The sequence below is a fragment of the Streptomyces shenzhenensis genome, assembly GCF_003688995.1.
Lineage (GTDB): Bacteria > Actinomycetota > Actinomycetes > Streptomycetales > Streptomycetaceae > Streptomyces > Streptomyces shenzhenensis_A.
In genome coordinates, this window is the sequence record NZ_PENI01000015.1 from 1 (window position 1) to 15,437 (window position 15,437).

A 15,437-nucleotide genomic window follows, 5' to 3' on the forward strand; every position below is an offset into this window, starting at 1 on the left:
TGATCAACGCCGTCCGGCGGGGATTACGCCAACTCCAGTACCGCCACGACGTCCTCGACGGCTGTCTCACCGGAACCGGACTCGTGCTCGCCCCACCCTGACGACATCACGCTTTCAACGTCAGTAGTACGGACGGCCTTCTCGTTGTGCGTTCACGAAGAGTTCTGCGGTGACCGTGTAGCCGCCGACCTCGACCTGGACGAGATCATCGCCCCTCGCGTCCGCGAGTGGCGCACTGAGCGGCTGCGGGCGACCGGTGCCAAGACGACCGTCGCCAAGGCGTACCGGCTCGTCGAAGCCATCATGGAAACCGCCGTCGACGACGAACTGATCAGCCGTAACCCGTGCCGGATCAAGGGCGCGGGCAAGGAGCCAGCCGCCGAACGTCGTATCGCCACCGTCGTCCAGGTCGACGCCCTCGCCGACGCGAGCGGGATTCGCTGGTGCCTCATGGTCTACCTCGGCGCGTACGGTCCGATGCGGCCCGAGGAACTCGCCGGCCTTCGCCGCCGAGACGTCGACCTCGACAACCTGCTGATCCGCGTCCGCGTCGCCGAGCCCGAGCGGACCAACGGCAAGCGGGCTCCCGGCGAGACCGAGAGCGATGCGGGTGTCCGTACGGTCGTCCTCCCGGCTTTCCTCCACAAGGATCTGAGGCGGCACCTCGACTGGTACGCCGAGAAAGGGCCCGACGGTCTTCTCTTCGTCGGCGAGAAGGGAGCGGCTTTCCGGCGTACGTCCTTCGGCCGGAATGGCGACGAGCCCGCGAGGCCGTCGGGCTCCCGGACGGCTTCCGCTTCTACGACCTTCGTCACACCGGACACACTCTCGACTCGGTCGGGCGCCACGCTCAAGGACACGATGGTCCGCGCGGGCCAGTCCTCTGAGAAAGCCGCCATGATCTACCAGCACGCCGACCACGACCGGCAACGGTCGCCGCCGGCCTCGACGACCTGGTCCGCACCGAGCGTGCGAAACACCACAGTGCGGGGGGAGCCGGCCAGGTCAGTGACGACGCAGATGGCACGGGAGGATGAGCTCATGGACGACCTGCTGAGGTTCCTCCGTGCACGGAACGAGGAGGACAACCACGCCTATGCCTACGTGGCTCACACCTTTGGCAGCGAGGCCCTTCTCGACAGCCATCTGCCGATGCTCGACCTGATCGACAGGCTGGCACGGGACTTCAAGACGATGGATGCTACGGACTTGCGCATACCTGGGCTCGCATACACGTTGCGCGTCCTCGTCCAGTCCTACGCCGAGCATCCCGGCTATCGCGAGGAGTGGCGGCCCGAGGTCAGCAAGCAGACGGAACCCTAGTGGTGCGCTCGTGGTGCGCAACCTTCTGACCGGTCTAGACAACAAAGAACCCCCGGGTCCATGACCTGGGGGTTTCACATGGAGCGGGTGACGAGAATCGAACTCGCGCTCTCAGCTTGGGAAGCTCAGGTGCGCTGAGGATGATTGGCCCGCTGACCTGCGATGGAGCGGTCTCGGTGGTGATCGCTGCACGAATCAGTTCCCCGGTGCTCCCCGTGGTTCCCCGCACCATCTGGCACGGGTCTGGCACGCCCCTCCCAAGCTGCCCAAGGAGACGCGGCCGTGACTTGAGTTCAGAGCCCTGGGACGGCCACAGGTACTTCCTCGCTCTGGCCATCCCAGGTCAGCCACAACGTACTCGGGATGGGGTGTCCCGCTGCACCCAGCATCGTGAACGGCTTGGCGTCGCCCGCTTGCAACGTGAGATTGACGATGTTGTCCATCATGTATGGACGCCCTCGATCGCTCACCGTGATGCCCGTTGCGGGCCCGGTGCCTGTATTGCGCAGCCTGAACGCCTGGCGTCCAGAGCGCTCGATACGGAAATCTGGCCGAGGGCGGCTAGCTTCCTCCTCCTCCGCCCGCCGTGTAGCTACTTCCTGCCGTTGATCGGCCAAGGTCTCTTCGGCAACCGTCGCCGACCGCTCCGATGCCATGCGCGACAGCCGCGCCTCCTCAACAGAGGCTTCGGCTGCATTGGCTGAGCGCCGCCCGTCTCGCTGTGCCCTGATGCTGATCCATAGTGCAATCGCTGCCAGCGCGAACGCAGCCCAGGCGGGCACGTCCCCCCACTCCCACGATGCGGTCCAAGGCCGCGCGTCTCGCCAGTTCATGGGCGGACCGTACTCCCGTGGGTCTGGCTGCCGGAAACTTGATTGTGGGACGACCTCGTTGACTGTGACTGACCTGCATCCGGCGCAGCAGTGGCACGGAACTCAGCTGGCGACAGTCAGCCACGGTGGTGGGCGCGTCAGCCGATCACGCCCGCGTAAGCATCGCTGCACCCTCACCGACCTTAGCCAAGCTATTGGCTTGTGCCGTATGCGCATGTGGTGCGGCGGACTTCAGCGTTGGGTGTCGGGCACTGCCTGGGCGCCGTCAGCCCAGGCACGCTCGCCACGCAGGTCGCGATGCGCGCTGAAGCTTCCGCTGGCTCGCCGGTGAGAACATCAGTTGAGAAGGACCCATCGTCAACTGTCCTACGTGATTTGGGGGTTGTTGGGATCGTATGCGAGGTAGCATCACCACGTGGACCAAATCTCCGTGGACACCGCAGCCGTAGTTGTGCTTGCTGATGGCTCGTCGACTAGTGATGTGTCGAATAAGCGTGGACACCTCTTTGAAGCCTTTATTGCCAAACTGCTTGCGACTCAGGGCTACGGAGAACCGCGTCCAGAAAATCTGAACGTCACAAGTGAGGGGATCGAGCTAGACGTAGAAGCTCGACACACCGTCACCGGCGAGCAGCTAATCTGTGAGTGTAAAGCCTATAGTTCTAACATTCGGGCGCCGCTCGTTACGTCCTTCCTTGGCAAATTTGCTTTGGCGCGTGCCGACGATGACCGGATGCATGGCCTATTCGTTGGCATCCCGCGTTTGACTCCCGAGGCAAAAGAAAAATCCGACGCAGCCCAAAAGAAGCTACCGGGATTCAGGTATCTGGGTTCGTTCGAGATTTGTGAGCTACTTGAAGCTGCCGATATTCTCCCCCGTTGGAGTGACGGCCCTTCTATCAGGTCCGACCCCACAGTCGTCATTACAGAGCATGGGATTATTGCGGCAGCATGCGAACTGGACTCCGACAGCCGGCGGGCCCAGCGGTGGGTCATCTGGTCTAAGAATGGGAGTGTCCCTGCTCCCGTCATCCGCCTAGTCGAGCGAGAGCTGGCTAAAGGATTGCCTGTAGCTGCGCTCGGAGACAGAGGTGCAGTTGTACCAGTAAAAGTACCTTCGGTGCCCACTGTCATTGAAGTGCAAGGAAGCTCCTCCGACTTCGAGTATCAGCTCCCCGCTGCGCCCGCCTTCTTTGTCGGGCGCAAAACCGTCTCAAAGTCGCTTCTCGACAAGATGGTGAACAGGACGGCTGGCGGATCGGTTGTTATTAATGCCAAGTCTGGGTGGGGTAAAAGTTCCCTTGCGCTCCAGATTCAGGGTGAAGTACAAAAGGCCGGTGGCGTTGCCCTAGTAGTTGACACCAGGACAGCCGAGCGACCAGAGTTCGTTTCCGCGGCAATGGAACGAGTTGTCCGGAGGGCTGTGGAAGATGGAGTTATTGAACTATCGGAGGACGCCGCATTTAGCACCCTTCAGAGCATCATTGAGACGCTTAAGGCGGCTAAGTGGAGAAACCCGAAAGCTCCCGTCTTCGTTGGATTTGATCAGTTCGAGAACGTTTTCCGTGATCCCGATCTAACCCGGGAATTTCGAGATCTAGCACTGCTGGTGCGAGAAGTAAGCGCACCTTTGACAATCAGCTTTTCATGGAAGACTGACCTTGTCGGATGGACGGAAGGGTACCCGTACCGTTTCAGAGACGAGATCCGCGATGCGTCGCTTGTTGTCATGCTGGAACCATTTGGGCCACGCGAGGTCGAGACTCTACTTCGACGTCTTGAAAGATCGCTAGGTGATAAGCTAAATCGAGATCTGCGGCAACGGCTGCGTGAGTACTCGCAAGGTCTCCCATGGCTGTTCAAGAAACTCGCTGGCCACGTCCTTACGGAAGTTGGACGAGGACTTTCCCAAGATGACCTTGCGCGTCAAGCACTGAACGTACAAGGTCTGTTCGAGAATGACCTTGCCCGATTGAGTCCGGCTGAAGAGTCAGCATTGCGTTCAATTGCTCAGGCCGCGCCGGTCGCGATTTCTGATCTAGAAGATAGCGCCGTTTCAAATGCCCTGCTTGAAAGCCTTCTCCACCAACGCCTTGTGGTTCAGGTGGGAGACCGACTGGATACCTACTGGGATACTTTCCGAGACTTCCTTAACACCGGTCGAGTAGCGCTCGAAGACTCTTACGTCGTGCGTTACGCTCCCCTCGGCGCAGGCCGGCTTCTGCGCGTAATTGTGGCTGCTGGCGGGAGTATCAGTGTTGCCGATGCAACAGCACAGATGGACACGACGTCCACCGTAATTGGTAATTATGCTCGCGAGCTTCGTGCATTCGGAGTCCTCACTTCGGAAGCGAACCGAGTGATTCTTGAGCCTGACTTGATGAATTCGGAAGACCGGGAAGAGGCGGTAAGGGCTCGCGTAGCCCAAGCGCTGCGGCGCCACAAAATGTACAAGCTGGCCATTGAAATGCTCAACCAAGAAGGCAATGTGCCGCTTAGTAGGTTCGCGGAAATGCTTCCCTCCGAGTTTCCCACAGTTGAGGCGAAGGAAGATAGCTGGTTTACCTACGCCCGCTCTTTCGGTCAGTGGATGGACTACGCGGGGCTCGTTAATCTTCGCAGAGACGGCATGGTTCGCGCTACTGAAGATGACGATTCTCCCCTTCCGAGGCTATTGAGTGGTACTGTGCCAGTTAGGGTCAGGAGTGCCTTTCCTGGAAGTAACCCGGGGCCGTCTATCCAGCTCTTGAAACATCTATCCGATGCCGCTAAATATGCGCGCCCCTCAAAGAATGGGTTTGCTGGCGCAGTCCGAGACTTGACACTTTTGGGTGTCATTGAAATGGATGCTGGTGAGCGAATCGTTCTATCTGATTCGAGTTTGATTTCCTCTGGTTCGGTCGACGCGAACCGGTTGCGGATAGTAGTTGAAAGGCAGCGCGGCATGCGAGAGTCATTTGCCCGGTTGGAGGCTGATCCCGCTACCGCTCCGCAAGCTCTAGGAGAGTCGCACCGCGATTACATGGGTGCTGACTGGGCGGATAGCACCTGCCTTTCTGTAGGCAAGTTCATTAGAGCCTGGGCCCGTGTCTGCGGTATTTCAACAAAACTGAGGTCGGCGTAGCGGCTTTGGGGTGGCGCTGCTTTGGCGCGAGTGATCATGGCCCCGTAAGCTTCCGGCGCGTCGGGCAGTTTGTGGACCTGCCCGGTAAAGCACGACGTTGGGGCCATGATCTTCGAGGCTCGCGCCAAAGTGGCTCCGTAAAGCCGTGGAGCCGACCGCCCCAGCCACGATGTACCCCCTTCTCTGGCATCAGGCGGCTGCATGCGGTGCGCGCGGCACGGGCGTCGGCCGGGCTGGAGCGGGACGAAGGCAGGAGCGCAGGCCCGGCCGGGGGCCGGGCCGCGCGCGGGGAGCGGAGCGAGCCGCACTTGAACCTGTAAAGAAGGTTGTAACTCAGTCGGGTGTGTGGGGCGCCTGGGGCTCTGTGTGCGGTTTGAAGTCCTGTGTGCATGGCGGGAGTTCGGCGCCTTGGCGGTGTGCAAGTGGCAGGAAGACTACGGGTCGGATCGTCCATGTGATGCGGGTGCTGGCCTGGGTGACTGTCACCGTGCAGGGCTCGGCGCGTAGGAGAGCTTTCCTCGTCGTGATGCGGCCGTCGTACAGCCATTCCCACGCTTCCTGGGACGCGTCGGGGTCGAGTGCCGCTGAGATGGTGCGGAGCGCGATCGCTACCCATCTGTCAGCTTGTGGGGCTGAGTACGCGTCGAAGGATGCCCAGAGGACCGGCCACCCCGCCTCGTCGGTGATGTCCTCGGTCCAGCACTCGCACCAGTAGCCCCGCTGCGGTTTGTCCATCAGCACGGGTGGCCTCCGGTGCGGGGGCCTGCGAACAGTTCGGCGGTGACCGTGTGGCCGCTGTCGCTCTGGTGGACGACGACGCGATGAGCGATCGCGCTGACCATGCCCAAGCCTCGGCCGTGCTCGGCCTCCTGGTCCTGGCGCTCAGCCTTCGGGGCCGTGCCGGCGCCTCCGTCGTCCGTGACCGACAAGGCAACCACCTGCGCTGACACCGCGAGAGCCAGATGGAAGCTGCCCGACTCCTGGCCGCTGGCCGTGTGGAGGATCGCGTTCGCGCTCAGCTCGCTCACGATCAGTTCGGCGTCTTCGGCTAAAGGGGAGCCGCGCAGGATGTCGCGGGTCCAGCGGCGGGCCCGGCTGACCTCTTCCGGGAAACCTGGGCAACTGAGCCCCCAGACCCGGGCTGTACTCGTATACTCGTGCATACAAGTTCCTTCGTGCTGGTAGGCCGCCATGTGCAGCGGGTTCGGGCTAGACGAGTTTCACGCCGTCGTGGGCGCGGATCGCCGGTGGAGACACTGCGTCCATCGCGTCCAGGACGCGGATGGCGTATGCCTCGTCGGCAAGCTCGGAGACTTCTTCACGGGTGGCCCAGCGCAGGGCGCGGGTCTCGTCGCCGGTCGTGGGCGTGCCGTCGGCGGCCTCGCAGCGGAAGGCCAGGGAGACGATCAGGCCCGTCATGTTCTTGTAGACGCCGGTCAGGGTCGCCGGAAGGGCGATCTTGATGCCGGTCTCTTCGAGGACTTCGCGTTGCAGGGCCTCGGGGATGGTCTCCTCGCGTTCGAGGACACCGCCCGGCGGCTCCCACTTACCGTTGTCCCGGCGTTGGATCAGGAGGGCCCGGCCGCGGGCGTCTATGACGACCCCGGCGACGCTCACGGAGTGCGGGCGTTCTGCGCTCACGTTCCTCGACCCTCTCGGCTGGCTAGGCTCTCCACCGTAGCAACAACACTCGCCCACTCGTCTAGATACCTAAAGGAGTACAAGTGAGCCCTGCTCTTCCTTCGGGCCTGCTCGGAGATCTCGACCCCACGAGCGATCGTGCGGTCTTCCGGCAGATCGCCGACCAGCTGCGCGAAGCCATCGACCGTGGGCGATTCCGCGAGGGCGAGAAGCTGCCCTCAGAGGCTGAGCTTGTCGAGCACTACGGGGTGTCCCGGATGACGGTCCGGAACTCCTTCTCCATCCTTCAGGGGGAAGGGCTCGTCCATGCCGAGCACGGCAAGGGTGTGTTCGTCCGGCCCCGGCCGCCCGTGCGGCGCCTCGCCTCCGACCGGTTCGCCCGGCGGCATCGGGAGCAGGGGAAGTCCGCGTTCATCGTCGAGGCGGATGCAGCCGGCAGTCACCCGCAGGTCGACAGTCTTGAGGTCAAGGAAGAGAAAGCCAGTCAGGACGTGTCCACCCGGCTCGGCTCCGTACGCCGCGTGCTGGCCCGGCGTCGGCGGTATCTGCTGGACGGGCGGCCCGTGGAGTTCGCCACCTCCTACCTCCCCCTCGACATCGCCCGCGGCACCCAGATCGCCGAACCCAACCCCGGCCCCGGTGGCATCTACGCCCGCCTCGAAGAGCTGGGCCACCACCTCGATCACTTCGAGGAGGAGATCCGCGCCCGGATGCCCTCGCCCGACGAGGTGAAGACGCTCCGGCTGGCCTCCGGTGTGCCGGTCATTCACCTGATCCGGACCGCCTTCGACGCCGAGGGGCGGGCTGTGGAGGTGTGCGACACGGTCATGGCGGCGGATGCCTACGTGCTGTCGTACCAGCTCCCGGCGACCTGATCGTCATGGTTTGCGGTGGTGCGCGGGCACGCTTCCCCGAACTCGTACACCCCAACACGCATACTCGTATAGACGAGTGGGCAAGTTGTGTGGCAAGGTGATCGTCGTGAGCCCGGGAGATCGGGTTCGCAGAACGCTACATGTATAGACGAGTAGATAGGAGTGTGTGCCTTGCGCACCATCCGTGTTGAGACCACCGCCGCCACGATCCTCCTCACCGAGGCTCCTGAGCCCAAGGTCCGCGACCGTCAGACCGGCGAGATCGCCAAGGACGCCGTGAGCGGTGAGGCGCTGATGACCATCGGCGTCGTCTACATCGAGGACGGGGAGTCCTCGCTGATCAAGGTCACCGTGCCGGAGGGCGGCGTTTCCGAGGGGCTGAACCTCGGTGCGCCGGTCTCGCTCCCCGGCCTCGTCGCCCGGCCGTGGGAGTCCGTGTTCAACGGGCAGCAGCGTCACGGCATCGCCTACCGGGCCGCCGCCGTCACCCCGGCCGCGTTCCAGGCTGCCATGGGGGCCACCGCCTGATGACCGACCTGACAACGCTCCTGGAGGTGGGTGGTCCTGTCGCCGCGCTCGGCGGCGGGGCTGCCTACACCCGGGCCAAGCACCCGGCGGTCTACTGGTCCGCCGTCGGCGGCCCGATATCCACGGTCCGCCTGCTCAGCTCGTACGGCTCCGTCATGGAAGCCTGCGGCCTGACCGTCGCGCCCTCCCGGCTGCGGGTCCTCGCCGTCAAGGCCACCACCCGGCGGGAGGTCCGGGCGGTCCCGCCCCGCCGGGGCATCCTCCGTCCCACCTCGACCGGGCTGCGCTTGCGGCTCCGGCTTGCTCCTGGGCAGGAGCCTGCTGACGTCGCCGCCTCGGCCGAACGCCTGCGGCACGCCTGGGGCGTCCACGCCGTCTACGTCACCACGATCAAGCCGGGTGTCGTCGAGCTGCGGCTTGTCGGGTACGACGTCCTGCGCCGCGTCCGGATGCCCCGCAAGACCGGTGGCGGCTTCCTCAAGGTGCCGGTGGCACTGCGCGAGGACGCCATGCCCTTCGTCCGCGACTACCGCACCGTTCCCCACCAACTCACCCTCGGCGCGACCCTGTCCGGCAAGTCCATGTACCTGCGCCACCTCATCTCCGGGCTCGCCCGTCAGGACGGTGTCGCACTTGTGGGGATCGACTGCAAGCGGGGCGTCGAACTGGCGCCCTTCGCCGCCCGCCTCTCCGCCCTCGCCACCGACCCCGACGAAGCCGCCGAGCTGCTGCCCGTCCTGGTCAAGGAAATGGAGGACCGATACGACCTGATCAAGGAACGGCAGGGCATCGCGCCCAGCACCCCGGACGAGGAGATCACCTCCGACATCTGGGGCCTGCCCAAGAGCGAACGCCCTGTGCCCATCGTCCTGTTCGTCGACGAGGTAGCCGAACTCTTCCTCACCGCGACCCGCAAGGACGAGGAACGTCGGGACGAGATGGTCACGCAGCTCATCCGCCTCGCCCAGCTCGGTCGCGCGGCCGGCATCTACCTCGAAGTCTGCGGCCAGCGCTTCGGCGCCGAACTCGGCAAGGGCGCCACCATGCTCCGCGCCCAGCTCACCGGCCGCGTCTGCCACCGCGTCAACGACGAAGCCTCCGCCAAGATGGCCCTCGGCGACATCGCCCCCGAGGCCGTCTACGCCGCCTGCTCCATCGCTCCCGAGATGCCCGGCCTCGCCGTCGCGGGCGACACCTCCGGCGGTTGGTCCCGCATCCGCACCCCCTACCTCTCCCTCGCCGACGCTGCCGCCATCTGCCAGGACTCGGCCGATCTGGTCCCCGACGTCCCCGCCCTCAAGCCCTTCCGGCCTCACGTGCCTGTGCACCCGGTCGAGCCGCCGCCCCCGGTCATCCGGCCGCGTCCGGTGACCAACTGACCGTCGTCCCTTCCGCGCATCGGTCGGCGTGACCGCCTCGCGCCAACTCCCTACCCCTCCCATGCCCGAAACCGAAAGGAGCCCGACCGTGCGCGCCCACCTCGGCCGTGTCGACGCGGTGTTGGTTCAGGCGCTCATCGCTGCCGCGTTGTCCTTCGCCCACCTCCACGACGTAGCCATGGCGGCCGGACAGGACGGGTGGAAAGCCTGGGCGTACCCGATCAGCGTTGACCTGCTGCTCGTCGCCGCATGGCGTCGACTCCGCTCCGGTACGGCCAAGGCTGCGGCCTGGTGCTGGTTCGTCATCGCCCTCGTCGCGTCCCTCGGAGCGAACGTCGCCACCGCCGGCCTCCTCGACCTGGACGACGTCCCGGCCTGGCTGCGGATCCTCGTGGCCGGTTGGCCCGCCGTCGCGTTCCTCGGCGGCACACTTCTCGCTCACTCGGCACCGAAGGCGGATACCGACGAGATCGGCGCTGACGTCATCAAGGACCAGGAGCACGAGCCCGAAGCCACCCCCGACCCGCCTGTCCAACCCACCATCGAGGCGCTGCCGGAACGCCCGCCCGTCCCGGTCCCGGCCGCCCTGGTCGACCACGCCCGAAAGGTCGCCGCCGAACACCGCACCCGCACCGGCACCCCGATCGACACCCCGACTCTCCGCGCCCGTCTCGGCGTCCCGGCACCCATGGCCGAAGCCATCGCCGCTCAACTCACCTGAACAGGAGGAACCATGTCGCTCTGCTTCAACACAGCCGCCGACTACCTCGAAGCGGCCAGCCAGATGGCCGACGCAGGGCGCCCGACGTTGGCCCGGCTCCTCGCCGAAGAGGCCGCCGATCGCATGTCGGACGCTGCCGAAGCGGCCCGGATCCTGAACGAATTCCCCGGCTCCAGCCTGCGACAGGAGGACTGACCATGACCGCCAACCGCCGCTTCCGCAACGTCACCCGCATCGGCCCCGTCCAGGTCGGCACCGCCTACGACGACCGGGGCCGCGAGAAGCACACCGCCGCCTGCACCGCACCCCGCTGCGGCTTCTCCGCCGACTACGACAGCCGGGCCGCCGCCGAACTCGCCGCCCGCACCCACTGCTGCCCCGTCCGCTGAAGGGACCCCGAACACCGTGACCGTCAGTCTGCCGCTGGTCGTCGTACTCGGCTTCTTCGCCTGGGGCGCCGTCAGGTTCCTGGGCGTCCGCGCCTGGGTCGTCGTCCTGGTCGCCCTCTTCGGCTTCTGGCTTTCCCACACCTTCCTGGCCCCCGCCATCGAGACCGGTACGCGCTCCGGCGTGGACGTCATAAACCGCCCACATGACTAGACGAGTAGATAAGGAGATCCCGGCCGTGTTCCTGCCCAAGTATCCCGACAGCCCCACCCCGCCGCCCACGCACACCCACTCGCCGACCGGCCCGGCCCCTGTCCGGCGCTCCGCGCTCCCGGCCGTCTCCGTCAGTACCGGCGCCGTCGTCGCCGTGCTCACGGGTGGCTTGGTCCTCACTGCGCTCCTGGCCGCCGTCGCCGTGTCGGCCATTTCCGTGGCCATCGCCGCCGTGGTCCTGCGTTCCCTGCTGCGCGAGCACAACCGGCGCTGATTCGCGCCGACCCCTGGGGCGACCACGACACCGCCAAGCATCCGGCCGCCCCGGGGCCCATCGCTCCTGACCGTTCTAGTCAGAAGGAGACAGCCATCTTCACCCGCACCACCCCGCCCCCGCTCCCGGAACTTGCCAGGCTGGCCCAGCACGGCACCCTGCCGGGCATCCTCCAACAGCTCTCCGGCCTCGGCGGCTGCACCAACCCGATCCGGCTCGACGGCCACCGCACCGAGTACGACATCGACACCACGACGGGCGAGATCGGCCGTGTGCTCCAGCACCTCGACTCGACCGACCTGCCCGCCGGCCAACTCCTCGTCCGCTGCAACAACCGGCGCACGACCCGTTGCGCGGCCTGCGCGGAGGTCTACCGCCGCGACACCTTCCACCTCATCACCGCCGGGCTCCGGGGCGGCAAGGGCACCCCGGAACACGTCGCCGCTCACCCCCGCGTCTTCGCCACCTTCACCGCCCCCGGCTTCGGCCCCGTCCACAACCGCCGCACCGACGGCCGTACCTGCCGCTGCGGCACCCACCACGACCAGGACGACGACACCCTCGGCACCCCACTCGACCCCGACACCTACGACTACGAAGCCGCCGTCCTCTGGAACGCCCACGCCGGTGCCCTTTGGCGACGCTTCTCGATCTACCTCCGCCGGGAGGTCGCCAAGCGAGCGGGCCTGTCGCAGCGCCGCCTACGTGACCATGCCCGCGTCTCCTTCGCCAAGGTCGCCGAGTACCAGAAGCGCGGCGCCGTCCACTTCCATGCCGTCATCCGCCTCGACGGCCCGGAAGGCGGCGACACCCCACCCCCGCCCTGGGCCACTGCCGAACTCCTCACCGACGCCATCCGCGCTGCTGCCGCCAAGGTCCGCGTCGACGGCCCGACCCTCGACAGCCGCACCCACATCTTCACCTTCGGCCGCCAACTCGACGTCCGCACCATCCGATCCGCCGACTTCAACGACGGCCAGGAACTCACCGAACGCGCCGTTGCCGCCTACATCGCCAAGTACGCCACCAAGGGCGCAGAGACCGCCACGGGAGCTCTCGACCGGCCGCTGAAGTTCGCCGCCGAACTCGCCCAGCTCGACATCAGCGACCACGCCCGCCGCCTCATCCGAACCGCCTGGACTCTCGGCGCCCGCAAGGACCTGGAACACCTCCGCCTGCGCGCCTGGGCCCACATGCTCGGCTTCCGCGGCCACTTCTCCACCAAGTCCCGCCGCTACTCCACCACCCTCGGCGCCCTCCGCGACGCCCGCGCCGAATGGCGCCGAGCGCAAGCGGCAGCAGCCAACAGCCCTCGTCCGGACACCACGTACGTCCTCGCGCACTGGGTCTTCGCCGGCACCGGCCTCAGCGCCGCCGAGACATGGCTTGCCGCATCCCTCGAACCCGCCCCCGGAACGGAAGGAGAGCCCACCGCATGACCGACCGATACCTGTCCGTCGACCAGGTTGCCGAGCTGCTCGGTACGACCGCCCGCTTCCCCCGGCGGCTGATCGAAGAGCGGCGCATCCGGTACGTGAAGGTCGGTCGGCACGTACGCATCCCCGAGAGCGCCGTCGAAGAGTTCGTCCAGTCCCGCACGGTGGAGCCGCTGAGGCGTCCCCGCACCGGCTTCAGGAGGGCTGCCTGATGGCCAACAACAAGGGCAGGCGCCGCCGATTCGGCGCGATCAGACGCCTTCCTTCCGGCCGGTACCAGGCCCGCTATCCGGGTCCTGATGGCGTGATGCGCCCGGCTCCGATCACCTTCGAGACGACAGCGGACGCGGACGACTGGCTCGCCGAGAAGCAGACGGAGATCCGCCGGGGCGAGTGGCGCGATCCCGAGGCAGGCGCGGTGAGCTTCCGGGCCTACGCCGACAAGTGGGTCGACGAACGGGAGCTCGCGCCCCTCACCCGCGACCTGTACCGCTATCTCCTCGACAAGCACCTGTTCGCCTTCGCCGAGTCGGACTTGGACGAGATCACAGCTCCGCGCGTGCGTGAGTGGCGGGCCGATCGGCTGCGGACCGCCAACGCCAAGACGATGACGGCCAAGGCGTACCGGCTCCTCAAGGCCATCATGGAGACGGCCGTGGACGACGAGTTGATCACTCGCAATCCGTGCCGAATCAAGGGCGCCGGTAAGGAGAAGGCGGCTGAGCGGCGCATCGCCACTGTCGCCCAAGTCGACGCACTCGCCAACGCCGTGGGGATGCGCTGGCGGCTCATGGTCTACCTCGGTGCGTACGGTCCGATGCGGCCGGAAGAGCTGGCCGGCCTCCGCCGCCGGGACGTCGACCTCGACAACCTGCGCGTCCGCGTTCGCCTCGCCGAGCCGGAGCGGATGAACGGGCGACGCGTGCAAGGCGACACCAAGTCCGAGGCCGGAACCCGGACTGTGATTCTTCCCGCGTTCCTCCACCGGGAGCTCCGCTGGCATCTGCAGAGCTACGCCGAGCAGGGGCCGGATGGGTTGCTCTTCGTCGGGGAGAAAGGCGCTCCGTTCCGGCGTAGCACCTTCGGGCGGAGGCGGCGGAAGGCGCGGGAGATCGTCGGCATGCCTGAGGGCTTCCGGTTCTACGATCTCCGGCACACGGGGCACACGCTGTCCACGCGCTCCGGCGCCACGCTCAAGGACACCATGGTCCGGGCCGGACAGTCCTCCGAGAAGGCGGCGCTGATCTACCAGCACTCCGACGACGAGCGGCAGGAGGAGGTCGCCGCCGGGCTGGACGCCACCGTTCGTAAGGCTCGGGCCGCTGCCGCACGGAGAACGCCCGACAAGCCTTCTGGCACGAATCTGGCACGCGACAACTGATCACGAGGGACAGCAAAAAGGCCCGGGTCTCTGACCTGGGCCTTCTTCATGGAGCGGGTGACGAGAATCGAACTCGCGCTCTCAGCTTGGGAAGCTGATGTTCTACCATTAAACTACACCCGCGTAAGACGCCGACCGGAGTCGGTGTCCGAATGCTCGCTCACTCTACCTCATCGCAGGCCCCCGGCGCTGACGCCGTGGGCCTGAGGGCGTTTCAGGGGGTGGGATCCGGGTGCGGGAGGCCGGAGTTGGGGCGTACGGTGGGGTGTGAAAGAGGGGCCGGGCGGGCCGGAGTGCCGCCTGGAGAGTCGCCTCGTTGATCCCGTAATGTGGCTTTTGTCGTCAGGGTAGTTGGCCAGACGCGGCTCTTGGGGAAGGGACTCTTGGACTTGATGGAACGCACCGTCGTCCGCTGTGCCGATGGGCACGTGTTCAGCACCGCTTCGTTCCCGATGCAGCAGGCCGAGCGGCTCGGACCCGGCCGGCTCGTCCGGTGTCCGCGGTGTGCCCGGCTCCGCAGCGTGGTGCCGGTCGCGCTCGAGAAGCAGTAGCGGCAGCAGAAGCAGTAGCGGCAGCAGCAGGGATGAGTGGGAACTTGGGGCTCTTGTGAAAGTGAGATGCGGTAGCCCGTCGTAGCGGGCTGCCTCCGGCGGCGGTGCGGCTCGCCTCGCCGGTCGCCCCGTCCGCGCGCGGAGTCGTCACGATTGTCACGGCTCCGCGCGCCTTGCGTATCCTCGGGACGTGCTTCTCTCAGACAAGGACATCCGGGCCGAGATCGATGCCGGGCGGGTACGGATCGATCCCTACGACGAATCCATGGTGCAGCCGTCGAGCATCGACGTGCGGCTGGATCGCTTCTTCCGGGTGTTCGAGAACCACCGGTACCCGCATATCGACCCCTCCATCGAGCAGGCCGATCTGACCCGGCTCGTGGAGCCGGACGGCGACGAGCCGTTCATCCTGCATCCCGGGGAGTTCGTGCTCGCCAGCACATACGAGGTGATCACGCTGCCCGACGATCTCGCCTCACGGCTCGAGGGCAAGAGTTCCCTCGGGCGGCTCGGGCTCGTCACACACTCCACCGCGGGCTTCATCGACCCCGGGTTCTCCGGGCACGTGACGCTGGAGCTGTCCAACCTCGCCACCCTGCCGATCAAGCTCTGGCCGGGCATGAAGATCGGGCAGCTGTGCATGTTCCGGCTCACCTCGCCGGCCGAGTCGCCGTACGGCAGCGAGCGCTACGGGTCCCGGTACCAGGGGCAGCGCGGGCCCACCGCCTCCCGCTCCTACCTCAACTTCCACCGGACGCAGGTGTGAGCGAC

The 15,437-nt window shown here is 66.1% G+C and carries 18 protein-coding genes, 1 tRNA gene and 1 pseudogene; 15 read left to right on the forward strand and 5 right to left on the reverse strand.

The window, feature by feature from the left end:
- Nucleotides 1-189: 189 nt before the first annotated feature.
- Nucleotides 190-1,037, forward strand: a pseudogene (locus tag CTZ28_RS22775) (tyrosine-type recombinase/integrase); the annotation flags it as partial.
- A gap of 115 nt (nucleotides 1,038-1,152) precedes the next feature.
- On the forward strand, nucleotides 1,153-1,323 hold the full coding sequence (locus CTZ28_RS49600) for a DUF6221 family protein (protein ID WP_398656584.1): 171 nt from the start codon (nucleotides 1,153-1,155) through the stop codon (nucleotides 1,321-1,323).
- Between the two features lie 293 nt (nucleotides 1,324-1,616).
- On the opposite strand, the gene CTZ28_RS22785 is transcribed toward CTZ28_RS49600, so the two are convergent.
- Nucleotides 1,617-2,156 carry a hypothetical protein gene (locus CTZ28_RS22785; protein ID WP_259471756.1) on the reverse strand — a complete coding sequence of 180 codons (540 nt, stop codon included), beginning with the start codon at nucleotides 2,154-2,156 and terminating at the stop codon, nucleotides 1,617-1,619.
- Between the two features lie 415 nt (nucleotides 2,157-2,571).
- Here CTZ28_RS22785 and CTZ28_RS22790 point away from each other — a divergent pair, with 415 nt between their 5' ends.
- The gene (locus CTZ28_RS22790; RefSeq protein ID WP_147481185.1) at nucleotides 2,572-5,280 is read left to right on the forward strand and encodes an nSTAND1 domain-containing NTPase; all 2,709 of its coding nucleotides are present in this window, start codon (nucleotides 2,572-2,574) and stop codon (nucleotides 5,278-5,280) included.
- A 333-nt stretch (nucleotides 5,281-5,613) separates the two neighbouring features.
- Here CTZ28_RS22790 and CTZ28_RS48505 read toward each other — a convergent pair whose 3' ends face one another.
- The 3 genes from CTZ28_RS48505 to CTZ28_RS22805 are packed head-to-tail and all read right to left on the reverse strand — an operon-like array spanning nucleotide 5,614 to nucleotide 6,897.
- Nucleotides 5,614-6,015 (reverse strand): hypothetical protein, encoded by a 402-nt coding sequence (locus tag CTZ28_RS48505; RefSeq protein ID WP_259471765.1) that lies wholly within the window; start codon nucleotides 6,013-6,015, stop codon nucleotides 5,614-5,616.
- The gene (locus CTZ28_RS22800) at nucleotides 6,015-6,443 is read right to left on the reverse strand and encodes an ATP-binding protein (RefSeq protein ID WP_121891529.1); all 429 of its coding nucleotides are present in this window, start codon (nucleotides 6,441-6,443) and stop codon (nucleotides 6,015-6,017) included. Before CTZ28_RS22800 ends, CTZ28_RS48505 begins: the two co-directional genes overlap by 1 nt.
- Before the next feature lie 46 nt (nucleotides 6,444-6,489).
- On the reverse strand, nucleotides 6,490-6,897 hold the full coding sequence (locus CTZ28_RS22805; RefSeq protein WP_121891530.1) for an NUDIX hydrolase: 408 nt from the start codon (nucleotides 6,895-6,897) through the stop codon (nucleotides 6,490-6,492).
- 107 nt (nucleotides 6,898-7,004) lie between these two features.
- Here CTZ28_RS22805 and CTZ28_RS22810 point away from each other — a divergent pair, with 107 nt between their 5' ends.
- The 11 genes from CTZ28_RS22810 to CTZ28_RS22860 all read left to right on the forward strand — a co-directional run bounded on the left by CTZ28_RS22810 (nucleotide 7,005) and on the right by CTZ28_RS22860 (nucleotide 14,115).
- On the forward strand, nucleotides 7,005-7,796 hold the full coding sequence (locus tag CTZ28_RS22810) for a GntR family transcriptional regulator (RefSeq protein WP_121891531.1): 792 nt from the start codon (nucleotides 7,005-7,007) through the stop codon (nucleotides 7,794-7,796).
- A 171-nt stretch (nucleotides 7,797-7,967) separates the two neighbouring features.
- Nucleotides 7,968-8,324, forward strand: a complete 357-nt coding sequence (locus CTZ28_RS22815) for an SCO3933 family regulatory protein (RefSeq protein WP_121891532.1) — start codon at nucleotides 7,968-7,970, stop codon at nucleotides 8,322-8,324.
- Nucleotides 8,324-9,703, forward strand: coding sequence for an FtsK/SpoIIIE domain-containing protein (locus CTZ28_RS22820; RefSeq protein ID WP_121891533.1), 1,380 nt, complete (start codon nucleotides 8,324-8,326; stop codon nucleotides 9,701-9,703). Before CTZ28_RS22815 ends, CTZ28_RS22820 begins: the two co-directional genes overlap by 1 nt.
- Nucleotides 9,704-9,791: 88 nt before the next feature.
- Nucleotides 9,792-10,424: a DUF2637 domain-containing protein gene (locus CTZ28_RS22825; RefSeq protein WP_121891534.1), complete on the forward strand. Its 633-nt coding sequence runs from the start codon at nucleotides 9,792-9,794 to the stop codon at nucleotides 10,422-10,424.
- Between the two features lie 12 nt (nucleotides 10,425-10,436).
- Nucleotides 10,437-10,619, forward strand: a complete 183-nt coding sequence (locus CTZ28_RS22830) for a hypothetical protein (protein ID WP_121891535.1) — start codon at nucleotides 10,437-10,439, stop codon at nucleotides 10,617-10,619.
- Between the two features lie 2 nt (nucleotides 10,620-10,621).
- Nucleotides 10,622-10,813 carry a mobile element transfer protein gene (locus CTZ28_RS22835; RefSeq protein ID WP_121891536.1) on the forward strand — a complete coding sequence of 64 codons (192 nt, stop codon included), beginning with the start codon at nucleotides 10,622-10,624 and terminating at the stop codon, nucleotides 10,811-10,813.
- Between the two features lie 16 nt (nucleotides 10,814-10,829).
- Nucleotides 10,830-11,024, forward strand: a complete 195-nt coding sequence (locus CTZ28_RS22840; protein WP_121891537.1) for a hypothetical protein — start codon at nucleotides 10,830-10,832, stop codon at nucleotides 11,022-11,024.
- Nucleotides 11,025-11,049: 25 nt separating this feature from the next.
- Nucleotides 11,050-11,298 carry a SpdD protein gene (locus CTZ28_RS22845; protein WP_121891538.1) on the forward strand — a complete coding sequence of 83 codons (249 nt, stop codon included), beginning with the start codon at nucleotides 11,050-11,052 and terminating at the stop codon, nucleotides 11,296-11,298.
- 140 nt (nucleotides 11,299-11,438) lie between these two features.
- The gene (locus tag CTZ28_RS22850; RefSeq protein ID WP_121891539.1) at nucleotides 11,439-12,737 is read left to right on the forward strand and encodes a replication initiator; all 1,299 of its coding nucleotides are present in this window, start codon (nucleotides 11,439-11,441) and stop codon (nucleotides 12,735-12,737) included.
- Nucleotides 12,734-12,946, forward strand: coding sequence for an excisionase family DNA-binding protein (locus CTZ28_RS22855; RefSeq protein WP_121891540.1), 213 nt, complete (start codon nucleotides 12,734-12,736; stop codon nucleotides 12,944-12,946). Before CTZ28_RS22850 ends, CTZ28_RS22855 begins: the two co-directional genes overlap by 4 nt.
- Nucleotides 12,946-14,115, forward strand: a complete 1,170-nt coding sequence (locus tag CTZ28_RS22860) for a tyrosine-type recombinase/integrase (RefSeq protein WP_121891541.1) — start codon at nucleotides 12,946-12,948, stop codon at nucleotides 14,113-14,115. The genes CTZ28_RS22855 and CTZ28_RS22860 overlap by 1 nt, the downstream gene beginning before the upstream one ends.
- A 49-nt stretch (nucleotides 14,116-14,164) precedes the next feature.
- On the opposite strand, the gene CTZ28_RS22865 is transcribed toward CTZ28_RS22860, so the two are convergent.
- Nucleotides 14,165-14,238: transfer RNA gene (locus tag CTZ28_RS22865), tRNA-Gly, on the reverse strand.
- A gap of 618 nt (nucleotides 14,239-14,856) precedes the next feature.
- Between CTZ28_RS22865 and dcd the strand changes: the two genes are divergently transcribed.
- Nucleotides 14,857-15,432: a dCTP deaminase gene (gene dcd, locus CTZ28_RS22870; RefSeq protein WP_121891542.1), complete on the forward strand. Its 576-nt coding sequence runs from the start codon at nucleotides 14,857-14,859 to the stop codon at nucleotides 15,430-15,432.
- The last annotated feature ends 5 nt before the right edge of the window (nucleotides 15,433-15,437 follow it).

Coding starts and splice junctions, on each gene's coding strand:
- CTZ28_RS49600 (WP_398656584.1), top strand. CDS start 1,153: ATGCTCGACCTGATCGACAGGCTGGCACGGGACTTCAAGACGATGGAT.
- CTZ28_RS22785 (WP_259471756.1), bottom strand. CDS start 2,156: ATGAACTGGCGAGACGCGCGGCCTTGGACCGCATCGTGGGAGTGGGGG.
- CTZ28_RS48505 (WP_259471765.1), bottom strand. CDS start 6,015: ATGGACAAACCGCAGCGGGGCTACTGGTGCGAGTGCTGGACCGAGGAC.
- CTZ28_RS22800 (WP_121891529.1), bottom strand. CDS start 6,443: ATGCACGAGTATACGAGTACAGCCCGGGTCTGGGGGCTCAGTTGCCCA.
- CTZ28_RS22820 (WP_121891533.1), top strand. CDS start 8,324: ATGACCGACCTGACAACGCTCCTGGAGGTGGGTGGTCCTGTCGCCGCG.
- CTZ28_RS22830 (WP_121891535.1), top strand. CDS start 10,437: ATGTCGCTCTGCTTCAACACAGCCGCCGACTACCTCGAAGCGGCCAGC.
- CTZ28_RS22835 (WP_121891536.1), top strand. CDS start 10,622: ATGACCGCCAACCGCCGCTTCCGCAACGTCACCCGCATCGGCCCCGTC.
- CTZ28_RS22855 (WP_121891540.1), top strand. CDS start 12,734: ATGACCGACCGATACCTGTCCGTCGACCAGGTTGCCGAGCTGCTCGGT.
- CTZ28_RS22860 (WP_121891541.1), top strand. CDS start 12,946: ATGGCCAACAACAAGGGCAGGCGCCGCCGATTCGGCGCGATCAGACGC.